The organism is Pseudomonas sp. GW823-FHT06B06 (genome assembly GCF_058795195.1).
In genome coordinates this window covers 66,430-86,517 of the sequence record NZ_JBXAHO010000010.1, presented here as the reverse complement: position 1 = coordinate 86,517, position 20,088 = coordinate 66,430, and the positions used below count along the sequence as shown (strand labels likewise).

Below are 20,088 nucleotides of genomic sequence, written 5' to 3'. Positions count from 1 at the left end.
CCAGCGACATAGACTCCAGTCATCTGTCAGTCCACCTGACACCGCCAGTCATGAGAGGTTAGAGCAGGCCAATAGTGCTCTGCTGCAAAGAGGATTATCTAAAGTTCGATGCTAGTGTGGCTGTAATCAGTCTCATCGCTGGACATAATTCAGAAGCAATTTTTTTCGCTTTCGGTGTTGCCACAATACCCCTGCCCGAACGAGTAAAGAGCGGATCATTAAATTTGTCACGTAGCTTGACCAGCGAATTGCTTACGGCTGGCTGTGTTACGCCAAGACTCTTGGCTGCTAACGTTATACTTTGTTCCTTGTAAATACACATAAAAACCACCAATAAATTGAGATCGATGGATGCAAATGTGTCCTCGCGAATAGTCATGGCAGAGCTCTCAAATCCCCTTTACAGCATCGCTTTCAATGTTTTCACCAGCATTTCGATGGTGTATTCGCAGCGTTTGAAAAAAATGGATCGGGCCGAGCTTTTGGCAAGTAATCAATCCTGTGCGATGCAGCGTGCGCAAGTGATCGGACACGGTCGATTGGGCCAACTTGCACTTGCGCTCAATCTGGCCGGCACACACACCGAGCAGGAATGCATGTTCCTGCTGCGGAAAGTGTTTCTCTGGGTCACGGAGCCACTCAAGGATCAACCGGCGCTGGGGGCTGGCTAACGCTTTAAGAAGTAGATCCACTTCCGTAAGTTTACTGCGGGAGTTCACCATCAAGGTCGCTCAGGCGATGTTCAATACAGGCTTCAGCCACTGAATGAAATCTTCCACTTCTTCATTGGTGATTTCGTGGCCCATGTCGTACAGGTATGTTTCATGATGCACGTTCAGTTGGTGCAACCAGGCATCCGCTTTTTGTGCCCAAGACACGGGGAGCTTGTTATCACCATAGCCATGAGCAATAAACGCCGATAGCGAACTCAATGCTTGAGCGCTGGCAATGTGTGGTGCCAGCTCAGGGAGAATTCTGCCGCTGAACAAGCCAAAGCCTAGCACGCAATGAGGGGCGCTAAGCCCGACGCTTGCACTGAGAATACCGCCCTGGCTAAAGCCAGCTATCACTGTAGGCATTTGTGGTAAGGCAGTTACAAGCTCCACTAGTTTCTGGCGGCTGGTTTCCGCTTGCTCTTCAACGATCACCGGGCCTTCGTTGGTGAAATTTACCTGAAACCAGGCAAAGCCCTCAGCTGCGATTTGCAGGCGGCTGCGTACCAGCAATATTTCAATTCCTTCTGGGATAAAGCCGGAAAGGCCTGCCAGATTGGTTTCATTACCGCCTACACCATGCAATAGCAGGAGACGTGCACGAGGGGCAGCAGCACGGATTACCCGACGATAGACAAGGCCGGATTGCGGTTCTTGCTGCAGTTCTGAAATGGCTAGTGGCAGGTTCATGCTTGAGTAATCTCCTGAGTGGCGGTTGGGCTTTTGAACAGGTAGCTGTCCATAGCCAGTACGCCGTCGGCGACACCGCCCTCTAGCACATCCACGGCGTAGTGCTCGCCTGCGGCACCGAGCGCCAGAAATAGCGGCAACAAATGTTCTTCACTGGGGTGCGCACGCTCGGCCTCCGGGGCATTGCGGCGGTAGGCGAGCAGCGCTGGCAGGTCACCGGCTTGCAGGGCGTCACGGATCCAGTCGGAAAAACGCGCTACGTACTCAGCCGGGTCGCCGTAGTTGCTACGGAACTCATAAAGGTTATGGGTCAGACTGCCGGAGCCAATGATCAGCACGCCCTGATCGCGCAGCGGCTTGAGTGCCTGGCCAAGCTGCCAGGCACCCAATGGATTGAGCGGGTGGGGCATGGACACTTGGACCACCGGGATATCCGCAGTGGGCAATAGGTGCAGCAACGGCACCCAGGCGCCGTGGTCCAGGCCTCGATTCGATTCGGTAGTTGCGGCAATCCCATTGCGGGAAAGCAGGTTGCAGATTTGCTCGGCCAATGCAGGATTGCCGGTTGCAGGGTATTGCAGGCGATACAGTGCTTGCGGAAAGCCTCCGAAGTCGTGAATGGTTTCCGGCGCCTTGCTGCTGCCTACACGCACGCTCCCACGGGTCATCCAGTGAGGAGAGACGATTACGATGGCGCTAGGCCGTGGCAGCGCTCGGCCTAGCTCAGCCAGGCGTGCCCCGGCCTGGCCGGGTTCGATGGCAAAGGTTGGTGCTCCGTGGGACACGAACAACACTGGATAGGCCAGACTCATGGTTGAAATCCTGCTTAGATATTGGGGCCGCAGCAGCAAGAGGTGGACTGATCGGCGTTGCAAAGCGTGTGCGCCGCTCACTGACCTGCCTACCCACAGCGCACTGATTGGCTGGGGATGGCTCAAAGTTTATAGATTCGATTTTGGAGATAAACTCAGATATTGGTGAATAACTATCTCGAAAACCGGGATAATTGGCGGTCACTTGTCGACTCTTCAGGCCGCTGCCAGCCGGAGCGCTGAGCTACACATCAAGGTGCCAATATTGCCCCCTGCGCCTGGCCAGAACGCAGGTTGGTGAGTAGATCCCTGGTCGGCGGGCTCTAGTATTTGGGGGCTCCCTGGCTTTGTTACAGATCAGTCCGCGCTCATCGCTATGGCTGCTGAGTGGCACCCTGAGTTAATGGGGCTGGCGTTGATCAACCCCGCGCCAAGGTCGCGCAGTAGCTGTCCGTTCTGCCGTTAGCTGTGGCCATACAGCTTCAATAACTCGTCGACCAGGTAACGAATTTTGGGCCGCAGATGATTGCTCTTCGACCATAGTGCGTGGACCTCGACAGGCGCCGGTTCAAAGGGCTCGAGTACCGTAACAACAACCTGCTGGGCGATGTCCTTTTCAAATAGACAGAGCGGCATCTGGCAAATACCGAGGCCGGCTCGCGTGGCTTCAATCATCGCTTCGGCATCGTCAAACTGATAGGTCGGTGGTGGCGAGAACTTCAAGGATTGCCCGGCCTGGGCCATTTTCCAGGGCATTAGGCTGCCGCGGCGATAGCCGACGATGCTGCGGTGCTGGCCCATGTCCTCGAGCGTCAACGGCGTACCATATTCTTCCAGATAACCCGGCGCTGCACAGGTTACCCAGCGGTGTGACGTCAGGCGTCTGGCCACCAGGCCGGGGACGTTGTCGACGCTGCCAAAACGAATGGCCAGGTCGATACCTTCTTCCGTCAGGTCCACCAGTTGGTCGCTAAAGGTCAAGGTCAGTTGCAACTGCGGGAAGCGTTTGCTCATCTCCAGTAGCACCGGCAGTACCACCTGTTTACCGAACGCGACCGGCATGTCCACCCGCAAGCGCCCTGTGGGCACGCCTAACTTGTTGCCGAGGTTGCTCTCGGTGGCCTTGATCTCCTCCAGCGCATTGGACCACACGGTGAAGTAGGCCTCGCCATCCGGAGACAGGGACAAGCGGCGGGTCGAGCGATAAAACAGGCTGGTACCCACCCGTGCCTCCAGCCGTGCAATCGCCTTACCTACGGCCGACTTGGACAGCCCCAGGCGCTCGGCTGCCTCTGTGAAGGTCGCAGAGCGGGCGGTGGCGAGAAAAATATGGATGCCGCTGAAGGAATCTTCGGAGGTCATTGCCGTTTTCCTAGGCGCAAGAGTTGGTAGCAAATTACGCTACCTATCTGTGATTTCAAGGTTGTTTATCAGCTTGCTGCTCTACCTTAGCATGGCTGCTGACTCAGCAACCCTCTGCATCTATCGCATGGGGTTGGTCATTTACTTCTGTGAGGACGCCCCATGAAAGACGAAGTCATCAGCATTTTTACCCTAAGCCTGGCTCCGGAAGACTTCCCTGAATTTAAAACGCTGGTTGCCAAGATTGTCGCCGCTACGAGCGAAGAGCCTGGCACCTTGATGTACGAATACAGCGTCAACGAGGCTCGCACTGAGGTGCACATTATCGAGCGTTACCGTGCCGATGCTGTCGTTAACCATATTGAAGAAACCTTCGCGCCGTTCGGCGAAAAGTTTCTCGAGCTGGTGAAAATCACCAGCCTGCTAGTTTATGGCAACCCAGACGCGCCGACGCGCAAGCACCTGGATGCCTTTGGCGCGGTGTACATGAATCCGTTTGATGGGTTTACCCGGACCTGACACCGCCAGTCAGTAGCCGGCGGACAAGACCGCTGACTATTCAGCAACCGATCTAACCTGCCGGGTACTACCTGGCGCTAGAGGGTCAATACGCATGCACATCAATCTTGCCGGCAAGACCGCTTTGGTTACTGCCTCCACAGGCGGCATCGGCTTCGCCATTGCCCATGGCCTGGCGCTCACCGGCGCTATCGTGATCATCAACGGGCGGAGTGACAGCTCGGTCGAAAAAGCCCTGGCACGTTTGAGCGAAGCGGTACCGCAGGCCACCTTCAGCGGAGTCGCGGCTGATCTGGGCAATGCCGACGGCGTTGGCGTTCTTACAGCTGCGCTTCCCACCATCGACATTCTGGTCAACAACGCCGGCATCTATGGTTTGGCCGATTTCTTCGAGGCCGATGACGACTGCTGGGAAGACTATTGGCAAACTAACGTAATGTCCGGTGTTCGCCTGAGCCGCGCGTTGGTTCCAGCCATGGTCCAACGAGGTTGGGGTAGGGTGGTGTTTATCTCCTCGGAGTCAGCCCGAAATATCCCGGCCGATATGGTTCATTACGGCGTAACCAAGACGGCGCAACTGGCGTTGTCGCGTGGCTTGGCCAAACGTGTGGCCGGCAGCGGCGTAACCGTTAACAGCGTGCTGCCAGGCCCGACACTGTCTGATGGCTTGGCTGAGCTGCTCAAAGGAGAGTCTGCCCGCTCCGGCAAATCCTTGGAGGCCGTCGCTGCCGAATTCGTCATGACCCACCGTCCCACCTCGTTGATTCAACGTGCGGCCACGGTCGATGAGGTCGCCAATATGGTCGTCTATATCTGCTCCACCCAGGCGTCAGCCACCAGCGGCGCTGCGCTGCGGGTCGATGGCGGCGTGGTGGACGATATCCTCTGAACCCTTGACTACCTGGCACGTGTGTTCCGCACGGGTGACCTGAAGGTCACCGGCGCGCACGCTGTCAGTGAGTGAGCAGATCTCCAATCGATTCCGCTGCCAGTTGATACGAACGGCAACGCGCCGTCGGGTCGTAGATGCGCGCATCAATCATCAGTTCGTCTACGCCGGTGGTAGCACTAAACAACCACCGACTGAAGTCGGTGGGTTAGTGAATTACGGATTGAAAGTCCGGATACGCGTCGGCTGAACGACGCGTCGCATTAGTCCGGCTCCATCTTGAAATTATCGTTCGGGCTCGGCTCTGGCATCAAGTGACCCTCCACGATCCGGCACTCACGCTGCCTCGCCAACTCATGTAGCACCTCCCCCCAGGTGCTTGCGGATCGCTCCGAAGATCGCCTTCTTACGCCTCTTCGGGATGAATACAACGTGGTACTTACAGTCCCACTTCGTGTGAGCAAGGCTTTGGTAATCTCTCATTGGGTACCCCTATCTCTTGGTCGAGATAGAAGGTTCCTGATGACCGCATCACACGGTCAACCTCAAGGAGTCCCTCGGCTAAGCCGGGGGATTACCTTGTTTATTTAAGACTTGAAAGCCAAGCGGATAGATCGTCCAACTGCCTCGATATCCCATGCCCACTCGACCCTTTCATGTGCTGCGTACGCCGGACCGGGGCATGACACCAAGGCTGAAAAGCTTTCTGGATTTTACCCTTGCCAAGTTTGGCGAGAACCCGGCAAAGGCAACCTGGCCGAAAGCAGCGAGCGGTTAGTTACGTGCTGAACGTTTCAAGGCGAAGGCTCCGTCATCCAGCAGCGCCAAGGCCAGTGCAGTGAATGCCAGAAAGACCGGGTATTCCCAGCCACCATTGGCGTTGGTGAAGCTCCAGCCATTACCGAAGTGCACGCTTGCTGCCACCAGCAGTTGCACGGTGGCTAGGGCCGCTACCCAGCGAGCGAGTACACCAAGGATCAGGAACAGGCCGCCGACCACTTCAAAGGCAATGACCGGATAGGCAAGAAAGCCGGAGAAGCCAACGGACTCAAAGAAACCTGCTGTGCCGGCCGGGGTGAACACCAGCAGCTTGGTCAGGCCATGAGCGAGAAACATCACGCCAAGGATTAGGCGTAGTACCAGGGCGGCATAGGGGAGGGTGCGGCTAGCGGCGGTCATGGGTGTTTTCCAATACGGGGAGTGTGGGTTGCCCGGGGCCACAGCTGTTTCGGCCGTGGCGCCAGGCATTGGGTAAGTGGGAATTAACGATTGAGCCAGACCGGCGCGATCTGCGTGCCGAGCCCTGCGCCATAGCCGAGGTAGATGTTCAACCCGGCCAACGCTTCCAGATAACGCGCGTTTACCAAACCGCCGGCATCCACGGTTTTCCAACCCAGGCTTTGCGCAAGAGCAACGGCGGTTTGTTTGGCTCGTGCGCTATCGCTGGCCAGGAACACGCTGCCTTGCTGCTCGTTGGCAAATGTGGGACCGCTGGCCAGCACTTGGGCGAACAGGGTGTTGAAGCCCTTGACCAGCTCCACACCTGGCAGCGCCTTGGCGATTTCCTCCGCTGCACTGGTGCTGTGGCCGATGGTCAGACCCATGTAGTCGGCTGTCAGCGGGTTGGTGATGTCGATGACCACTTTGCCTTCGAGACTGCCCAGACTTTTCAGCGCGGTTAAGGCGTCCTGGTAAGCAGTGGCGACGATCACCACTTCGTTCTGGCCAAGGGCCTGATCAGCGGCGAATGCTTCGACGTTTTGATGCTGCGCGGCGAGGGCGTGCGCCTTGTCCAGATCACGGCCGGTGATACGAACATGGTGTCCAAACTGGGACAACTGTTGAGCGAAAGCCGAGCCCATGTTGCCGGTACCGATAAGGGTAATGTTCATGTCTTTTGCCTCGTGCTGTGTGTGATGGGATCCAGTTTAAAGATTCGATTTACGAGATAAACATGATTTAATGTGACTTATAGTTCCGATAAGTGAGGCAATAATGGATCGCGCGTTGGAGATGCAGGTGTTTTGCGCCGTGGTCGACAAGGGCAGCTTTGTCGGTGCCGTCGATGCGCTGGAAATGTCCAAGGCCGCCGTTTCCAGGCATGTAAATGCGCTGGAGGAACGCCTGGGCGTACGCCTGCTGCAACGCACCACGCGACGCTTATCACTGACCGAAGAAGGACGGGTTTTCTACCAGCAAGCGCGGGAAGTGCTGGCGTTGATGGGGGAGGCGGAAAGCGCTGTTTCTTCGGGCAACCATGAGCCTGCCGGCGTGCTGCGGGTCAATGCGCCGGTGAGTTTTGGTGTGTTGCACCTGGCGCCGCTGTGGACTGCCTTTTTGGAGCAAAACCCGAAGATTGAGCTGGATATCAGCCTGAACGATCGCCAGGTCGATTTGGTGGAGGAGGGGTATGACGTCGCGGTGCGCATCGCCCGGTTGGAAAGCTCTTCACTGGTGGGGCGCCGGTTTGCCAGCACGCGGATGCGCCTGTGTGCAGCCCCGAGCTACATCAAAAGCCATGCACCAGTAGAAGTGCCGCAAGACCTGGCCGAGCACCGGGTGATTGCCTATAGCAACTTTTCCAGTGGGAACGAATGGAGTTTTACCGGGCCCGATGGCGAGCATAAGGTCAACACGCGTTCGGTCATTCGCTGCAATAACGGTGATACATGCCGATCTATTGCGTTGACTGCTGGCGGCATTTTGCTGCAGCCAAGCTTTATGGTAAGTGAGGATCTTCGGCGGGGTGATCTGGTGGAGTTGCTACCGGAGTATCGCTCGGTAGAACTGGGTATTTATGCCGTCTACCCAACCCGCAAACACCTGGCATCCAAGGTGCGGGCATTTATCAATTTTCTGGTCGAACAGTTTGAGCAGGTCGACTGGGAGTCCGGCTACCCAGCACAAAAGAGCCAAGCCCGGGCTGCAAAGAAGATGTAACACTCCTTGCAGCCCACTGGCCATTAACGCCGAATGACCTTAGGTCTTCTTCGGATCGTCGCCGAACAGCTTGCCTGCACCGGCCCAATCCGATGGCGCCACGTCTTCAAAAATGACGTAGATGTAATTGGCATCGGTACCGGTGTTTTTCACGATGCTCTGGGTGATTTCTGCAGCGACAGCTTCCTTCGCGGCGTGGTCTTTTCCTTCGAACCAGCTGACTCGTACAACGGGCATGGAGTGATCCTCTATTCAGGTTGGGTTTAGCGCGATTAGGGCTAACCATGCGGTCAGTCCGGGCTCAGCCAATCAATGCAGCAGAGCAGTCGAGAGAGAATAGGAGAGATACAGAAGGCGATAAACACGCTGTAAATCGCCTATATGTAGAAATTATTTCTCCAATCAGCCCGCCATTTACCGGCGCACCGGCGATCAACAGTTGCTAAGTACCGCTAGGGGCTGTTGCCATTTCACATGGGTAGCCATAGGAAGGCACAGGCCATGGCCACCACGCTCTCGTAATTTCTCTTGAGCTTGTCGAATCGAGATGCCACCGCCCGGTAATGCTTCAGCCGGGCAAAGGCGTTTTCCACCAGGTGCCGATTGCGGTAAAGACCTCTGTCCAGATCCGCGTTGCCTTTCACGGAGTTACGCTTTCTCGGGATCACGGCCTTGGCCCCTTGTAGCTCAACCTGCTCCCGGATTCTCTCGCTGTCATAGCCCTTATCCGCGACGATGGTTTCTGCCGCCGGGAGCTTGGAAATCAACGCGGGTGCCTGAGTGCAGTCATTGATTTGGCCACCTGTGATTTCAAACTCGATGGGCAAGCCGTGGGCGTCCACCGCCAGGTGAATCTTGCTGGTATTGCCAGCTCGACTTTTCCCTATAGCCTCATCGTTGCCGCTGGCAGCGCCTGCACTGTGCTGTGCGACCTACTGTGGCGTAGTTGGAATTCCAGTTTCGTGCAGCTACCCCGCAGTTCATCTGGGGGTAGGTTGACGGGAAGCTCGCAGGCTGAGGCTTTCGGGACCACACCAGTGGAACACGCACTCATGTCGAACAACTACCTTGAAGCCAGGATGTGGCGCTATTGAGTCTCGGCGCGACTGGAGCCCAACTGGTGTCAGAGCAGGTGCCGTGTCACCGCTGCGCTTCGCGGATCATGTTACGGGCGATAACCACCTGCTGAATCTGTGTGGTGCCTTCGTAGATACGGAACAGCCGCACGTCACGGTAGAAGCGCTCAATGGCGTACTCGCTGACGTAGCCGGCGCCACCGTGGATCTGCACGCAGCGGTCGGCGACACGACCGCACATCTCGGTGGAGAACATCTTCGCGCAGGAGGCTTCGGTACTGACGTTCTTGCCCTCGTCGCGCTTGCGCGCGGCATCCAGCACCATGCAGCGGGCCGCGTAGATTTCGGCTTTGCTATCAGCCAGCATCGCCTGGATCAGTTGGAACTCCGCGATGGGCTGGCCGAACTGTTTGCGGTCCAGCGCATAGTGCAGGGCATCGTCCAGCATGCGTTCGGCTGCGCCGACACTCAGTGCAGCGATATGCAGGCGGCCCTTATCCAGCACCTTCATCGCGGTCTTGAAACCAACGCCTTCGACGCCGCCTATCAACTGGCTGGCGGGCACTCGCGCATTTTCAAAGATCACGTCGCAGGTATGGGCGCCTTTGTGGCCCATCTTGTGGTCCGTCTTGCCCAGCGACACGCCGGGTGTGCCGCGCTCAACGATAAAGGCGCTGATACCGGAGGCGCCTTTGATTTCCGGGTTGGTACGGGCCATCACCGTGTAAATGCCCGCGTGTGGCGCGTTGGTGATGTAACGTTTGGTACCGTTGAGGATGTAGCTGTCAGCGTCACGCACAGCATTGGTTTTCAACGAGCCCGCATCGGAGCCGGCATCTGGCTCGGTCAGGCAGAACGAGCTGAGCAGCTCGCCGCTTGCCAGTTGCGGCAGGTACTGGTTGCGCTGCTCCTCTGTACCGTCAAGCAAAATGCCGATTGAGCCAATGCCGTTGTTGGTGCCGATGTAGGAACGGAAAGCCGGTGAGGTGCGACCCAACTCGAAGGCGATGTTTACCTCTTCCTCCATAGTCACGCCCAGGCCGCCATAGGCTTCCGGAATCGTTAACCCGAACAGGCCCATCTCGCGCATCTGATCGACGATGTCCTTAGGGATCGCATCCGTTTCAGCCACCTCGTTTTCCCGAGGAATCAGTACCTCACCGACGAACTGGCGAAGAGAATCCAGCAGAATCTGCAGGGTTTCGGTATCACGGATCATGTGCGCTCCTCTGGGCCCGGAAGTGGGCCGATGTAGTACGGTGCACCGTCACCCTGAAGGGTTACCGAGCGGCGGCGCCGATGTTGTTAACCATGTTGATCAGGCGAGGCCCGATATCGTCAGTGAGCTTGTCCCGTGGAAGCTGGAAGCTCGGTCCACCGCAGTTGAAGGTCAGTAACCCGAACTGCGGGTGTAACAGCGGCACGGCGACTGAGTTGACGTCGCGGTGCCACTCGCCGATCGATAGGCAAAAGCCGTAATCGGTGTAATCGCGAAACGCGCGATCCAGGCCCTTGCGGATCACCGGCCACTGTGCTGCTTCGCGTTGGCGCATGTGGTCGAGGAGAAACTCTCGCTCGCTCTCTGGCATCGCCGCCAGGCATGCGCGTCCCGCCGAGCTTTGCGCCAGTGGCAAGTAGCTGCCGATCTGCCGCCGCATCGTGGTATTGCCTTGGCCCTGAACGACGTCCAGGTAAACCATCTGCAGGCGATCCCGGGCCGCCATTGCCACTGCGGCTTGAGCGTGATTGGCCAGCTCTTCCATCAGCGGGTGCGCCACCGAGCGAATCGACAGATTCGACAGCATGGCGTAGCCGAACCCCAGCACACCGACATCCAGCTGGTACTTGCCCGAGTGCACCTCACGCTTGAGGCAGCCAAGGCGCATCAGGGTGTTGGTCAAGCGCGTCACGGTCGGCTTGGGTAGCCCGGTCATCCGCGCCAGTTCCTGATTGCCCAGCACGTTGTCGCGCGGGGTAAAGCACCGCATCAGCTCCAGCCCACGTGCCAGCGCAGTCACGAACTGGCCGCTGGTTTCGTCCTCACTCGACGCACTGGCCGGGTCGAGCATGCCCATCTTCAGTAAAGCGATTTCATCCGCTCCAGTGCTGCTCTCAGCCTTCTGCTGATCCGCTTTGTTGCGTGCCATGGTAGAACCTCATTTTTGGAAATTGCAAGCAAATAAAAGTACGTTTCGTCAGGCGAAATTATATTTGAGCCGAGATGAAATGCAAAACGCTCATTTTTAGATAGATAATATATTGATTAATAAAGAAATAATAAAATAGTTCAGATTTCTGATTTACATGAATTCGCGACCCTACCTATGATATCTCGTAAATACGAAATGCAATTTCGTATAGCGAAACGTGTTTAGAGGTGGGTATGAGTCACGAACCTGAATCTGTAGTGAACCTGGAAATTCGAGAAGACGGCGTTGCCGTCGTACGCATCGACCGGCCAGAAGCCAAGAACGCGCTCAATAGCGCGGTGCGTGAACAACTCGCCGAGCACTTTCGGGCACTGGCTCGCAATGGGCAGGTGCGGGCGATTGTACTTACCGGCGGTGACACCTGTTTTGTGGCCGGAGCCGATATCCGCGAGTTTGCCCAAGCGCGCCCGATTGAAATGTACCTGCGCCATACCGAGCTGCTGTGGGAAGCCATCTCCCGCTGCCCCAAGCCGGTCATCGCTGCAGTGAATGGTTTCGCCCTTGGCGGCGGCTGTGAGCTGGCCATGCACTGCGACATCATCGTCGCCGGCGAGTCGGCGCGCTTTGGCCAGCCAGAAGTCAAACTCGGCCTGATGCCGGGCGCCGGCGGTACTCAGCGTCTGATCCGCGCGGTCGGCAAGTTCCAGGCAATGCGCATTGCCCTTACCGGGTGCTTGGTCTCGGCCCAGCAAGCCTTGGCCATGGGCATGCTGAGTGAAGTGGTGGGCGACGAGCAGACCATTGTCCGTGCACTAGAGCTGGCCACTGAAATCGCCGCCTTGCCGCCGCTAGCCGTCGCGCAGATCAAAGAAGTGATGCTGGCCGGTGCTGACCTGCCGCTGGAGAGCGCGCTGGTGTTGGAGCGCAAGGCCTTCCAATTGCTATTCGATTCGAGCGACCAGAAAGAGGGCGCTCAAGCCTTCCTGGAAAAACGCAAAGCGATCTTCTCAGGAGAATGAGCGATGACACGTGAAATTAACCGGATGGCGGTTGTTGGCGCCGGAGTCATGGGTACAGGTATTGCTCAGATCGCCGCTCAGGCGGGCATTCGCGTCACGCTGTTTGATAGTCGCGAAGGCGCTGCGCAGGGCGCCCGCGAAAGCTTGAAAGGCACGTTGGACAAGCTGGTCGACAAAGGCAAGATTGCCAACGCCGATGCGCTGGCCACGCTCTCCCGCGTGCAAGTGGCGAGCGCCCTTACGGAACTGAGCGACGTCGACCTGGTAGTGGAAGCCATTATCGAGCGCCTCGACGCCAAGCAGGGCTTGCTCGCCGAGTTGGAAGCCGTGGTTGCCGATGACTGCATTCTGGCTACCAACACCTCATCGCTCTCCGTCACCAGCATTGCTCGCAATTGCCGACTTCCCCAACGCATCGCTGGCTTTCATTTTTTTAACCCTGTGCCGCTGATGAAAGTGGTGGAAGTCATCGATGGTCTGGCGACTGACCCGCAGGTAGGCGACAGCCTCCGAGCCCTGGCTGCCCGCATGGGGCATAGGGGTATTCGGGCGAAGGACACACCAGGGTTCATCATCAATCACGCCGGCCGTGCATATAGCACTGAGGCTTTGCAAATTCTCAAGGAAGGCGTAGCCGAACCCGCCGAGGTAGACCGTATCCTGCGCGAGGGTCTGGGTTTTCGCATGGGGCCCTTGGAGCTGTTTGATCTGACGGCTCTTGATGTTTCCCATCCAGTCATTGAGTCGATCTACAACCAGTTCTACCAGGAACCGCGGTATCGGCCTGCAGCGCTAACACGCCAGATGCTGGATGCCGGCTACGTCGGGCGCAAGGTCGGGCGTGGGTTTTACCGATACGCCGACGGCCAGATGATCGATCCACCCGCCGCACAGGCAGTACCTGCGCTGGAAGCATTTCCGCCGGTTTGGCTTGGCACTGAAAACCCCGAGGATCGTGCACGTTTCACCGAGCTTCTTCAGCAGGTGGGCGCGCGGGTCGAAGAGGGCACGGTCCCAAGCAGCGAGGCCCTGTGTTTGCTGGCACCTTACGGTCTGGATGCCACCGGCGCCGTCGGCCTGTTTGGCACCGATCCTGAGCGCACGGTGTGCATCGACCCGCTGCTGGATATCGCCCGCTACCGCACGCTGATGCTAAATCCCGCTACCCATGCCGACATGCGCGATGCCGCCCATGCGCTGTTGGGCCGCGATGGCGTGGGCGTCAGTGTGATCAATGACAGTGTCGGCTTTGTGGCCCAAAGGGTACTGGCCATGATCGTCAACCTGGCGGGCGATATCGTTCAGCAGCGTATCGCCAGTGTCGATGACCTGGATGAAGGCGTGCGCCGTGGTCTTGGTTATCCGCAAGGTCCGCTGGCCTGGGGCGATAGTGTCGGGCCCAAGCGTTTGCTCACCACTCTTGAACGCATGACCGAACTGACGGGCGATCCCCGTTATCGGCCGGGTCCCTGGCTGCGGCGACGGGCCGCCTTGGGCCTTTCATTGCGTCACAACGAACCACTCCCGACTGAACCTCAACGCTAGGATTTTCCCATGCTCGACGCCTACATCTTCGCGGGACTGCGCACGCCATTTGGCCGCCACGGCGGCGCACTCGCTTCGGTACGCCCAGACGACCTCGCCGCCCATGTGATCCACGAATTGCTCGCTCGCCACGCCATCCCTGGCGAAGCCATCGAGGACGTGATTCTGGGCAATACCAACCAGGCAGGGGAGGACAGCCGCAACATCGCGCGTCACGCCGCACTGCTTGCAGGCTTGCCCGTGACCGTACCTGGGCAGACAGTTAACCGCCTGTGCGCCAGTGGTCTGGCGGCGGTGATCGATGCCGCCCGCGCAGTGACCTGTAACGAAGGCGAACTGTTTGTCGCCGGCGGGGTGGAGAGTATGTCCCGTGCACCCTTTGTCATGGCTAAAGCAGAAGCGGCCTATAGCCGCGAACTGACGGTGTTCGACAGTACCATTGGCGCCCGTTTTCCCAACCCGAAGATCGTCGCCGAGTTTGGCAACGACAGCATGCCGCAAACGGGCGATAACGTGGCTCAGGAGTACGGCATCTCCCGTGCTGAGGCCGACGTCTTTGCTGCCGGCTCTCAGGCCCGTTATGAAGCCGCACGTAGCGCAGGTTTCTTTCAGGAAGAACTGCTCGCGGTCAGCGTGCCCACCGGGCGCAAGACGCCACCCAATGTGGTGGAGCAGGACGAGCACCCGCGCCCGCAATCGGACCTGATCGCTTTGGCTCGCCTGAATCCTCTCTCCGAAGGTGGTGTGGTTACCGCCGGCAACGCATCAGGCGTCAACGATGGCGCGGCGGCATTGCTGATTGGCTCGGCCGCGGCGGGCGAACGGCACGGCTTGGTTCCGATGGCGCGCATTCTGTCGGCCGCCGCCGTGGGTGTGGCCCCGCGCATTATGGGCGTCGGCCCGGTGGAGGCTATTCATAAGGCATTGGCTCGCGCGCAGCTCAGCCTGGCGGATATGGACATTATCGAGATCAACGAAGCGTTCGCCAGCCAGGTGCTGGGCTGCCTGAAAGGTCTGGGTGTTGCGTTCAACGACCCGCGGGTAAACCCACACGGTGGCGCCATCGCCGTCGGCCACCCATTAGGTGCATCCGGTGCGCGCCTGGCCCTGAGCACCGCTCGCGCGCTGCAACAGAGCGGCAAACGCTACGCTGTGGTGAGCCTATGCATCGGCGTGGGCCAAGGCCTCGCCATGGTGATGGAGCGTGTGTAAGTGCGCGCAAGCAAAGGTGAAATGAAATGGGTGCTTTGACTGGGTATCGCGTGCTCGACTTGAGCCGCATTCTGGCTGGTCCCTGGTGCGGCCAAACTCTGGCCGATCTGGGTGCCGAAGTGATCAAAATCGAACGGCCGGGCGCGGGTGATGACACCCGTGGCTGGGGGCCGCCATGGATGAAGGGGCAGAACGCCGAGTCCACCGGCGAGGCTTCTTATTACCAGTCCACCAATCGCGGCAAGTTGTCGGTGGCGCTAAACATCGCCAGCCCCGAGGGGCAGGAAATGGTGCGGGCCCTGGCTACCAGTTGCGACGTACTGATCGAGAACTACAAGGCCGGTTCCTTGGCCAAGTACGGGCTGGATTACGCTAGCCTCGCTGCGCTCAATCCACGCCTGGTGTATTGCTCGGTGACGGGTTTCGGCCAGACCGGGCCGCGCGCCGCAGAACCGGGTTACGACTTCATCATTCAGGGTATGGGTGGAATGATGAGCATCACCGGCGAGCGCGACGATCTGCCCGGTGGCGGCCCGCAAAAGGTAGGCGTTGCCTTCGCGGACCTGATGACCGGCCTGTACTCGACGGTGGCTATCCAAGCTGCGCTGCTCAGCCGAGAAAAGACCGGGCTTGGTCAACATATCGATATGGCGTTGCTGGATGTTCAGGTCGCCACACTGTGCAACCAGAGCCAGAACTATCTGGCTTCCGGCAAGCCGCCCGGGCGTTATGGCAACGCCCACGCCAACATTGTGCCGTACCAGGTGTTTCGCGCCAGTGATCGCGACTTCATCATTGCCTGCGGCAACGACTCACAGTTCGTCGCACTGTGCGACGCCATCGGCCTGCCAGAGCTGCCGAAAGATCCGCGTTTCGCGCGCAACGCCGACCGAGTCAGCAACCGCGAGGAGATCGTTGCCATCCTGTCGCGTCACTTTCTCGGAGGGCTCGCCGATGAGTGGGTAGGGCGCATTCACCCGCAGGGCGTACCGGTAGGGGCCATCAACAGCATTGCCCAGGCGCTGGACGAACCACAGATACTGGCGCGCAACATGCTGGTCAACATTCCCCATCCCTTGAAAGCCGACTTCGTCACGGTCGGCAGTCCGATCAAGTTGTCTCGCACACCGGTCGAGTACCTGCGCCCCGCGCCGATGCTGGGTGAGCATACCGATGAGGTGCTCAAGCGCCAGTTGGGTCTCGATGATGAGCGCCTGGCCGAGTTGAAGGCACAAGGCATCATCGAACAGCTTGGTGAACGCTGAACCTGCCATGCCCCGGCCAGCCAGCTTGCCGGGGCAATTTTTCCCATGGAGCCTTTATGAAAGTCCTCGTAGCGATCAAGCGTGTGGTCGATTACAACGTCAAGGTTCGCGTCAAGGCGGACAACAGCGGCGTCGATCTCGCCAACGTTAAGATGTCGATGAACCCCTTCTGCGAAATCGCCGTGGAAGAAGCCGTACGCCTGAAAGAGAAGGGCGTTGCCAGTGAAATCGTCGTGGTGTCGATCGGCCCGACGGCGGCGCAAGAGCAGCTGCGTACTGCTTTGGCCCTCGGTGCCGACCGCGCCATCCTGGTCGAGGCTGTCAAGGAAGAGGGTGCTGACGAGCTGAACTCCCTGGCCGTGGCCAAGCTGCTCAAGGCCGTGGTCGACAAGGAGCAGCCGCAGCTGGTGATCCTCGGCAAGCAGGCCATCGACAGCGACAACAACCAGACCGGCCAGATGCTCGGCGCGCTGACCGGCTTCGGCCAAGGCACCTTCGCCTCCAAGGTCGAAGTGGCGGGCGACAAGGTCAACGTGACCCGCGAGATCGACGGCGGCCTGCAGACCGTGGCGTTGAACCTGCCGGCGATCGTCACCACCGACCTGCGTCTGAACGAGCCGCGCTACGCCTCCTTGCCGAACATCATGAAGGCCAAGAAGAAGCCGCTGGAGGTGCTCACCCCGGACGCCCTGGGCGTTGCCACCGCGTCCACCGTGAAGACCCTGAAAGTCGAAGCGCCGGCTGCCCGCCAGGCCGGCATCAAGGTCAAGTCGGTGGCGGAACTGGTCGAGAAACTGAAGAACGAGGCGAAGGTAATCTAAATGACTATCCTGGTTATCGCTGAACACACCAATGCCGCCCTGGCGCCGGCCACTCTCAACACCGTGGCCGCTGCGCAGAAGATCGGTGGCGACATCCACCTCCTGGTTGCCGGTGCCGCCTGTGGCGCCGCCGCCGAAGCGGCTGCCAAGCTCGCCGGCGTGGCCAAGGTGCTGGTGGCCGACAACGCCGCCTTCGCCCATCAGCTGCCGGAAAACGTTGCGCCGCTGGTAGCTGCTCTTGTTCAAGAAGCAGGGGGCAAGGGTTACAGCCACATCCTCGCCGCCGCCACCAGCAACGGCAAGAACATCCTGCCGCGCGTCGCCGCCCAGCTGGACGTCGACCAGATCTCCGAAATCATCGCCGTGGAAAGCGCCGACACTTTCAAGCGGCCGATCTACGCCGGTAACGCCATCGCCACCGTGCAGTCTTCGGCGGCGGTGAAGGTGATCACCGTGCGTGCCACCGGTTTCGATCCGGTGGCCGGCGAAGGCGGCAGTGCTGTCGTGGAAGCCGTGGCCGTTGGCGGCGACGCCGGCATCTCGGCCTTCGTCTTTGAGGCGCTGGCCAAGTCCGATCGTCCGGAACTGACCGCGGCCAAGATCGTCGTCTCCGGCGGTCGCGGCATGCAGAACGGCGACAACTTCAAGCACCTGTATGCCCTGGCCGACAAGCTCGGCGCCGCCGTCGGTGCTTCGCGCGCTGCGGTCGACGCCGGTTTCGTGCCCAACGACATGCAGGTTGGCCAGACCGGCAAGATCGTCGCGCCGCAGCTGTACATCGCCGTCGGCATCAGCGGTGCCATCCAGCACCTGGCCGGGATGAAAGACTCCAAGGTCATCGTGGCAATCAACAAGGACGAAGAGGCGCCGATTTTTCAGGTGGCGGATTACGGTCTAGTGGGTGACTTGTTCGAGGTCGTGCCGCAGTTGCAGCAAGTGATCTGAAGCCCTAAAGGAATGTGTTGCAATACCTATAGAATTGTGCTATGCGTGCATACTCAAGTGGCGTGCGGGTTTCAGGGCTAATGCATTTGAAACATAGAGTTGACGTGCGGGAAAGACAATTTTTTGACTTACACGTTATGCGGTAAGTCTGATGCTTGAGCGTTTGAGCTTAGGCATTCTGGTTGTTTTCGTTATTCTTTGTACCCGGTTTTGTACCCGGTTTTGACTTCTTGTAGCATGTAGTGCTGGTTGCTGGCTTAGGGTGGTTGTGCCGAGATTGAATCGGCCTCGAGCCCGTCATTGAGTGCTTTGCTTGTAGTCCTACTGGCTTGAAACGTTTAAGCGCTATGTTGTCTGTCTGGCTATCACGCTGAGTGTAGGTGTTGTTAGGTGACTCGCTCGCTAATAACGCTCTCTCGGAAAGAGATGTAAGCCATAGCGTCATTGAGGTCTTTTATTCTGACTTGGACAGCCTGAGAGATTTTCTCATCGCTTTCCGCTGGAGGAGTTTCGTCTGGGTGGGCCATCTTCCAGAGAGCAAGAAGCTTCAGGTATGACAAAAGAGAGTGCGCTCAGCAGCAAGTGGTCGCCCGCCTGAAGTACTTATGATCATGACTCCACTCATTACAAAAACAAGAGAAGAGCCATGGCCGGAAACATCAAAAAACAGGTCGATAGTATCGACTACAGCACCGTCGCGGTTCCGGAAGAACACCGCATGAGCAAAGGCTCACTGACGATGGCTTGGTGGGCCATCTGCAGTGCTATGTTTTGGCTGGTGGTGTCCGCCACCCTGGCAATGAGCTTTGGTACGATGAATGCCATAATCGGCTTACTCTTGTCGGTCGTAACTTATGCGGCCATCAACGGGGTCATTGCCCGCTACGCCATTAAGACCGGATTATCGGTCGCACTCTTCTCCCGGGTGCTATTCGGACGCGCCGGCGCAGCACTGGCCACCCTGATTTTCTTCGCCACGGCGATCTACTACAGCGTGTTTGAAGGCTCGGTGATCGCCATTGCTATCCAACACTACGTGTCCGACATCACGCTCAATCAAGCCTACCTAATAGTGGTGCTATACAGCGTGCCACTGGTGTTCGGTAGCGTGCAGACCTGGCTGGATAAGTTCAATGGCGTGCTGCTGCCGCTCTACCTGATTGGTCTGATTGCCGTAGTAGCGATGGCCGTCGGTGAATACGGCTACAGTTCTGCCTGGTTGGAAATGGGGCCTGAGAGCGGGCCAGTAAGTAATGGCTGGTGGGACTGTTTCACCTATTTCATGGGAGTGTGGATTCTCATGATGTACACCTGGGACTACGCACGCTTCGGTCGTAAGCAGGACGCCAGCTACCACGCTAAATTTAACTTCGGCCTACCATTCTATATCTTCACCTTTCTTATTAACGGTCTGGTCGGCATCTTTCTCGCCGCCACCATTCCCGCAGAGGGCGGCCTGTCTGAGGTCTCGGTGGTGCTGGCCATTGTCGAGCTGATGGGTATCTGGGGGTTGTTGTTCGTTTGGGTCAGCCAGACCCGTATCAATACCGCAAATTTCTTCATGGCCGCTAGCAACATGCATGCGTTCTTCGGCCGTTTTGGCTTGGCGGCTGTGCCTTATATGGCATGGGCCGTAGTAGTTGGCATCGTGGTCTACACAATGATGTTGCTCAATGTGTTCAGCTACATTCTGCAAGCCCTGGCATACCAGAGCATCTTTGTAGTGGCTTGGGTAGCGATCGCTTTGGCGCATATTTTCTCGCCGAAATATACCCAGCTGTTCGAGGGCAATATTGAATTCGCTCTCGAACGAGTCAACGCCTTCAACCCGTGCGGCTTGATCGCCTGGTTCTTTGCCGCTGGCCTGGGGATAGTGCTGCTGAATTTCGGCGGAGCAACGCTGGCGACCTTCTCAGCGCCGGTGACCTTTGTCTGCGCGTTCGCCAGCTACTGGCTGCTACTCAACAGCGCCAAACGCAGCTGGTTTGTCCGCACCAGCTGCAGCTGAAACCAATATCGGCGCCCACCGGGCCGATGTATTCGGCTCCGGCAACTTGCTGCAGCTACCAAACCCGATCCAAAACTAAGCCGCAACACCGCAGCGGCTTAGTGCTGCGTAGCTGAAAAAAA

At 58.2% G+C, this 20,088-nt stretch carries 19 protein-coding genes and 3 pseudogenes; 10 read left to right on the top strand and 12 right to left on the bottom strand.

Translation table 11 applies throughout. The features are described from left to right. Positions 1-94 precede the first annotated feature (94 nt). From AC1Q8Q_RS11475 to AC1Q8Q_RS11455, 5 genes are all read right to left on the bottom strand, one after another. Complete coding sequence (locus AC1Q8Q_RS11475; RefSeq protein WP_071576115.1) at positions 95-379, bottom strand: LysR family transcriptional regulator; 285 nt, start codon at positions 377-379, stop codon at positions 95-97. Between the two features lie 10 nt (positions 380-389). Further along, on the bottom strand, positions 390-722 hold the full coding sequence (locus AC1Q8Q_RS11470; protein WP_223194054.1) for an ArsR/SmtB family transcription factor: 333 nt from the start codon (positions 720-722) through the stop codon (positions 390-392). Positions 723-731: 9 nt separating this feature from the next. Beyond that, positions 732-1,403 (bottom strand): alpha/beta hydrolase, encoded by a 672-nt coding sequence (locus AC1Q8Q_RS11465; RefSeq protein ID WP_023048077.1) that lies wholly within the window; start codon positions 1,401-1,403, stop codon positions 732-734. Continuing rightward, on the bottom strand, positions 1,400-2,215 hold the full coding sequence (locus tag AC1Q8Q_RS11460) for a DODA-type extradiol aromatic ring-opening family dioxygenase (RefSeq protein ID WP_023048078.1): 816 nt from the start codon (positions 2,213-2,215) through the stop codon (positions 1,400-1,402). The genes AC1Q8Q_RS11465 and AC1Q8Q_RS11460 overlap by 4 nt, the downstream gene beginning before the upstream one ends. 462 nt (positions 2,216-2,677) lie before the next feature. Next, on the bottom strand, positions 2,678-3,577 hold the full coding sequence (locus AC1Q8Q_RS11455; RefSeq protein WP_023048079.1) for a LysR family transcriptional regulator: 900 nt from the start codon (positions 3,575-3,577) through the stop codon (positions 2,678-2,680). 162 nt (positions 3,578-3,739) lie between these two features. On the opposite strand from AC1Q8Q_RS11455, the gene AC1Q8Q_RS11450 reads away from it, so the two are divergent. Beyond that, complete coding sequence (locus AC1Q8Q_RS11450) at positions 3,740-4,096, top strand: putative quinol monooxygenase (RefSeq protein ID WP_023048080.1); 357 nt, start codon at positions 3,740-3,742, stop codon at positions 4,094-4,096. Between the two features lie 94 nt (positions 4,097-4,190). Beyond that, a complete protein-coding gene (locus tag AC1Q8Q_RS11445) occupies positions 4,191-4,985 on the top strand; it encodes an SDR family NAD(P)-dependent oxidoreductase (protein ID WP_023628975.1) in 795 nt (264 codons plus the stop codon). A gap of 308 nt (positions 4,986-5,293) precedes the next feature. Here the strand turns inward: AC1Q8Q_RS11445 and AC1Q8Q_RS11440 are convergent. The 3 genes and pseudogenes from AC1Q8Q_RS11440 to AC1Q8Q_RS11430 form a co-directional block, all read right to left on the bottom strand. Further along, positions 5,294-5,468 (bottom strand): annotated as a pseudogene (locus tag AC1Q8Q_RS11440) (transposase); the annotation flags it as partial. A 291-nt stretch (positions 5,469-5,759) separates the two neighbouring features. Next, the gene (locus AC1Q8Q_RS11435; protein ID WP_023048084.1) at positions 5,760-6,164 is read right to left on the bottom strand and encodes a DoxX family protein; all 405 of its coding nucleotides are present in this window, start codon (positions 6,162-6,164) and stop codon (positions 5,760-5,762) included. A gap of 83 nt (positions 6,165-6,247) precedes the next feature. Next, positions 6,248-6,892: pseudogene (locus tag AC1Q8Q_RS11430) on the bottom strand (NADPH-dependent F420 reductase); the annotation flags it as partial. A gap of 88 nt (positions 6,893-6,980) precedes the next feature. Here AC1Q8Q_RS11430 and AC1Q8Q_RS11425 point away from each other — a divergent pair. Beyond that, positions 6,981-7,925 (top strand): LysR family transcriptional regulator, encoded by a 945-nt coding sequence (locus tag AC1Q8Q_RS11425; RefSeq protein WP_023048086.1) that lies wholly within the window; start codon positions 6,981-6,983, stop codon positions 7,923-7,925. Between the two features lie 39 nt (positions 7,926-7,964). On the opposite strand, the gene AC1Q8Q_RS11420 is transcribed toward AC1Q8Q_RS11425, so the two are convergent. The 4 genes and pseudogenes from AC1Q8Q_RS11420 to AC1Q8Q_RS11405 all read right to left on the bottom strand — a co-directional run bounded on the left by AC1Q8Q_RS11420 (position 7,965) and on the right by AC1Q8Q_RS11405 (position 11,148). Then, positions 7,965-8,162, bottom strand: coding sequence for a tautomerase family protein (locus AC1Q8Q_RS11420; RefSeq protein WP_023048087.1), 198 nt, complete (start codon positions 8,160-8,162; stop codon positions 7,965-7,967). Between the two features lie 233 nt (positions 8,163-8,395). Continuing rightward, a pseudogene (locus tag AC1Q8Q_RS11415) lies at positions 8,396-8,851 on the bottom strand (IS5 family transposase); the annotation flags it as partial. A gap of 214 nt (positions 8,852-9,065) precedes the next feature. Then, positions 9,066-10,220: an acyl-CoA dehydrogenase family protein gene (locus AC1Q8Q_RS11410; RefSeq protein ID WP_023048089.1), complete on the bottom strand. Its 1,155-nt coding sequence runs from the start codon at positions 10,218-10,220 to the stop codon at positions 9,066-9,068. A 61-nt stretch (positions 10,221-10,281) separates the two neighbouring features. Continuing rightward, complete coding sequence (locus tag AC1Q8Q_RS11405) at positions 10,282-11,148, bottom strand: IclR family transcriptional regulator (RefSeq protein WP_023048090.1); 867 nt, start codon at positions 11,146-11,148, stop codon at positions 10,282-10,284. A gap of 236 nt (positions 11,149-11,384) precedes the next feature. Between AC1Q8Q_RS11405 and AC1Q8Q_RS11400 the strand changes: the two genes are divergently transcribed. The 7 genes from AC1Q8Q_RS11400 (at position 11,385) to AC1Q8Q_RS11370 (ending at position 19,966) form a co-directional block, all read left to right on the top strand. After that, on the top strand, positions 11,385-12,170 hold the full coding sequence (locus tag AC1Q8Q_RS11400; protein ID WP_023628973.1) for an enoyl-CoA hydratase: 786 nt from the start codon (positions 11,385-11,387) through the stop codon (positions 12,168-12,170). A gap of 3 nt (positions 12,171-12,173) precedes the next feature. Then, complete coding sequence (locus AC1Q8Q_RS11395; protein ID WP_023048092.1) at positions 12,174-13,715, top strand: 3-hydroxyacyl-CoA dehydrogenase; 1,542 nt, start codon at positions 12,174-12,176, stop codon at positions 13,713-13,715. 9 nt (positions 13,716-13,724) lie between these two features. Then, positions 13,725-14,927 (top strand): 3-oxoadipyl-CoA thiolase, encoded by a 1,203-nt coding sequence (locus tag AC1Q8Q_RS11390; RefSeq protein WP_023048093.1) that lies wholly within the window; start codon positions 13,725-13,727, stop codon positions 14,925-14,927. 26 nt (positions 14,928-14,953) lie between these two features. After that, on the top strand, positions 14,954-16,192 hold the full coding sequence (locus AC1Q8Q_RS11385; RefSeq protein WP_023048094.1) for a CaiB/BaiF CoA transferase family protein: 1,239 nt from the start codon (positions 14,954-14,956) through the stop codon (positions 16,190-16,192). 56 nt (positions 16,193-16,248) lie between these two features. After that, positions 16,249-17,013: an electron transfer flavoprotein subunit beta/FixA family protein gene (locus tag AC1Q8Q_RS11380; RefSeq protein ID WP_023048095.1), complete on the top strand. Its 765-nt coding sequence runs from the start codon at positions 16,249-16,251 to the stop codon at positions 17,011-17,013. Further along, entirely contained in the window at positions 17,014-17,958 is a 945-nt protein-coding gene (locus tag AC1Q8Q_RS11375) for an electron transfer flavoprotein subunit alpha/FixB family protein (protein ID WP_023662939.1), read from the top strand. It abuts the gene before it with no gap. 646 nt (positions 17,959-18,604) lie between these two features. Beyond that, a complete protein-coding gene (locus AC1Q8Q_RS11370; RefSeq protein ID WP_033902867.1) occupies positions 18,605-19,966 on the top strand; it encodes a purine-cytosine permease family protein in 1,362 nt (453 codons plus the stop codon). Positions 19,967-20,088 lie beyond the last annotated feature (122 nt).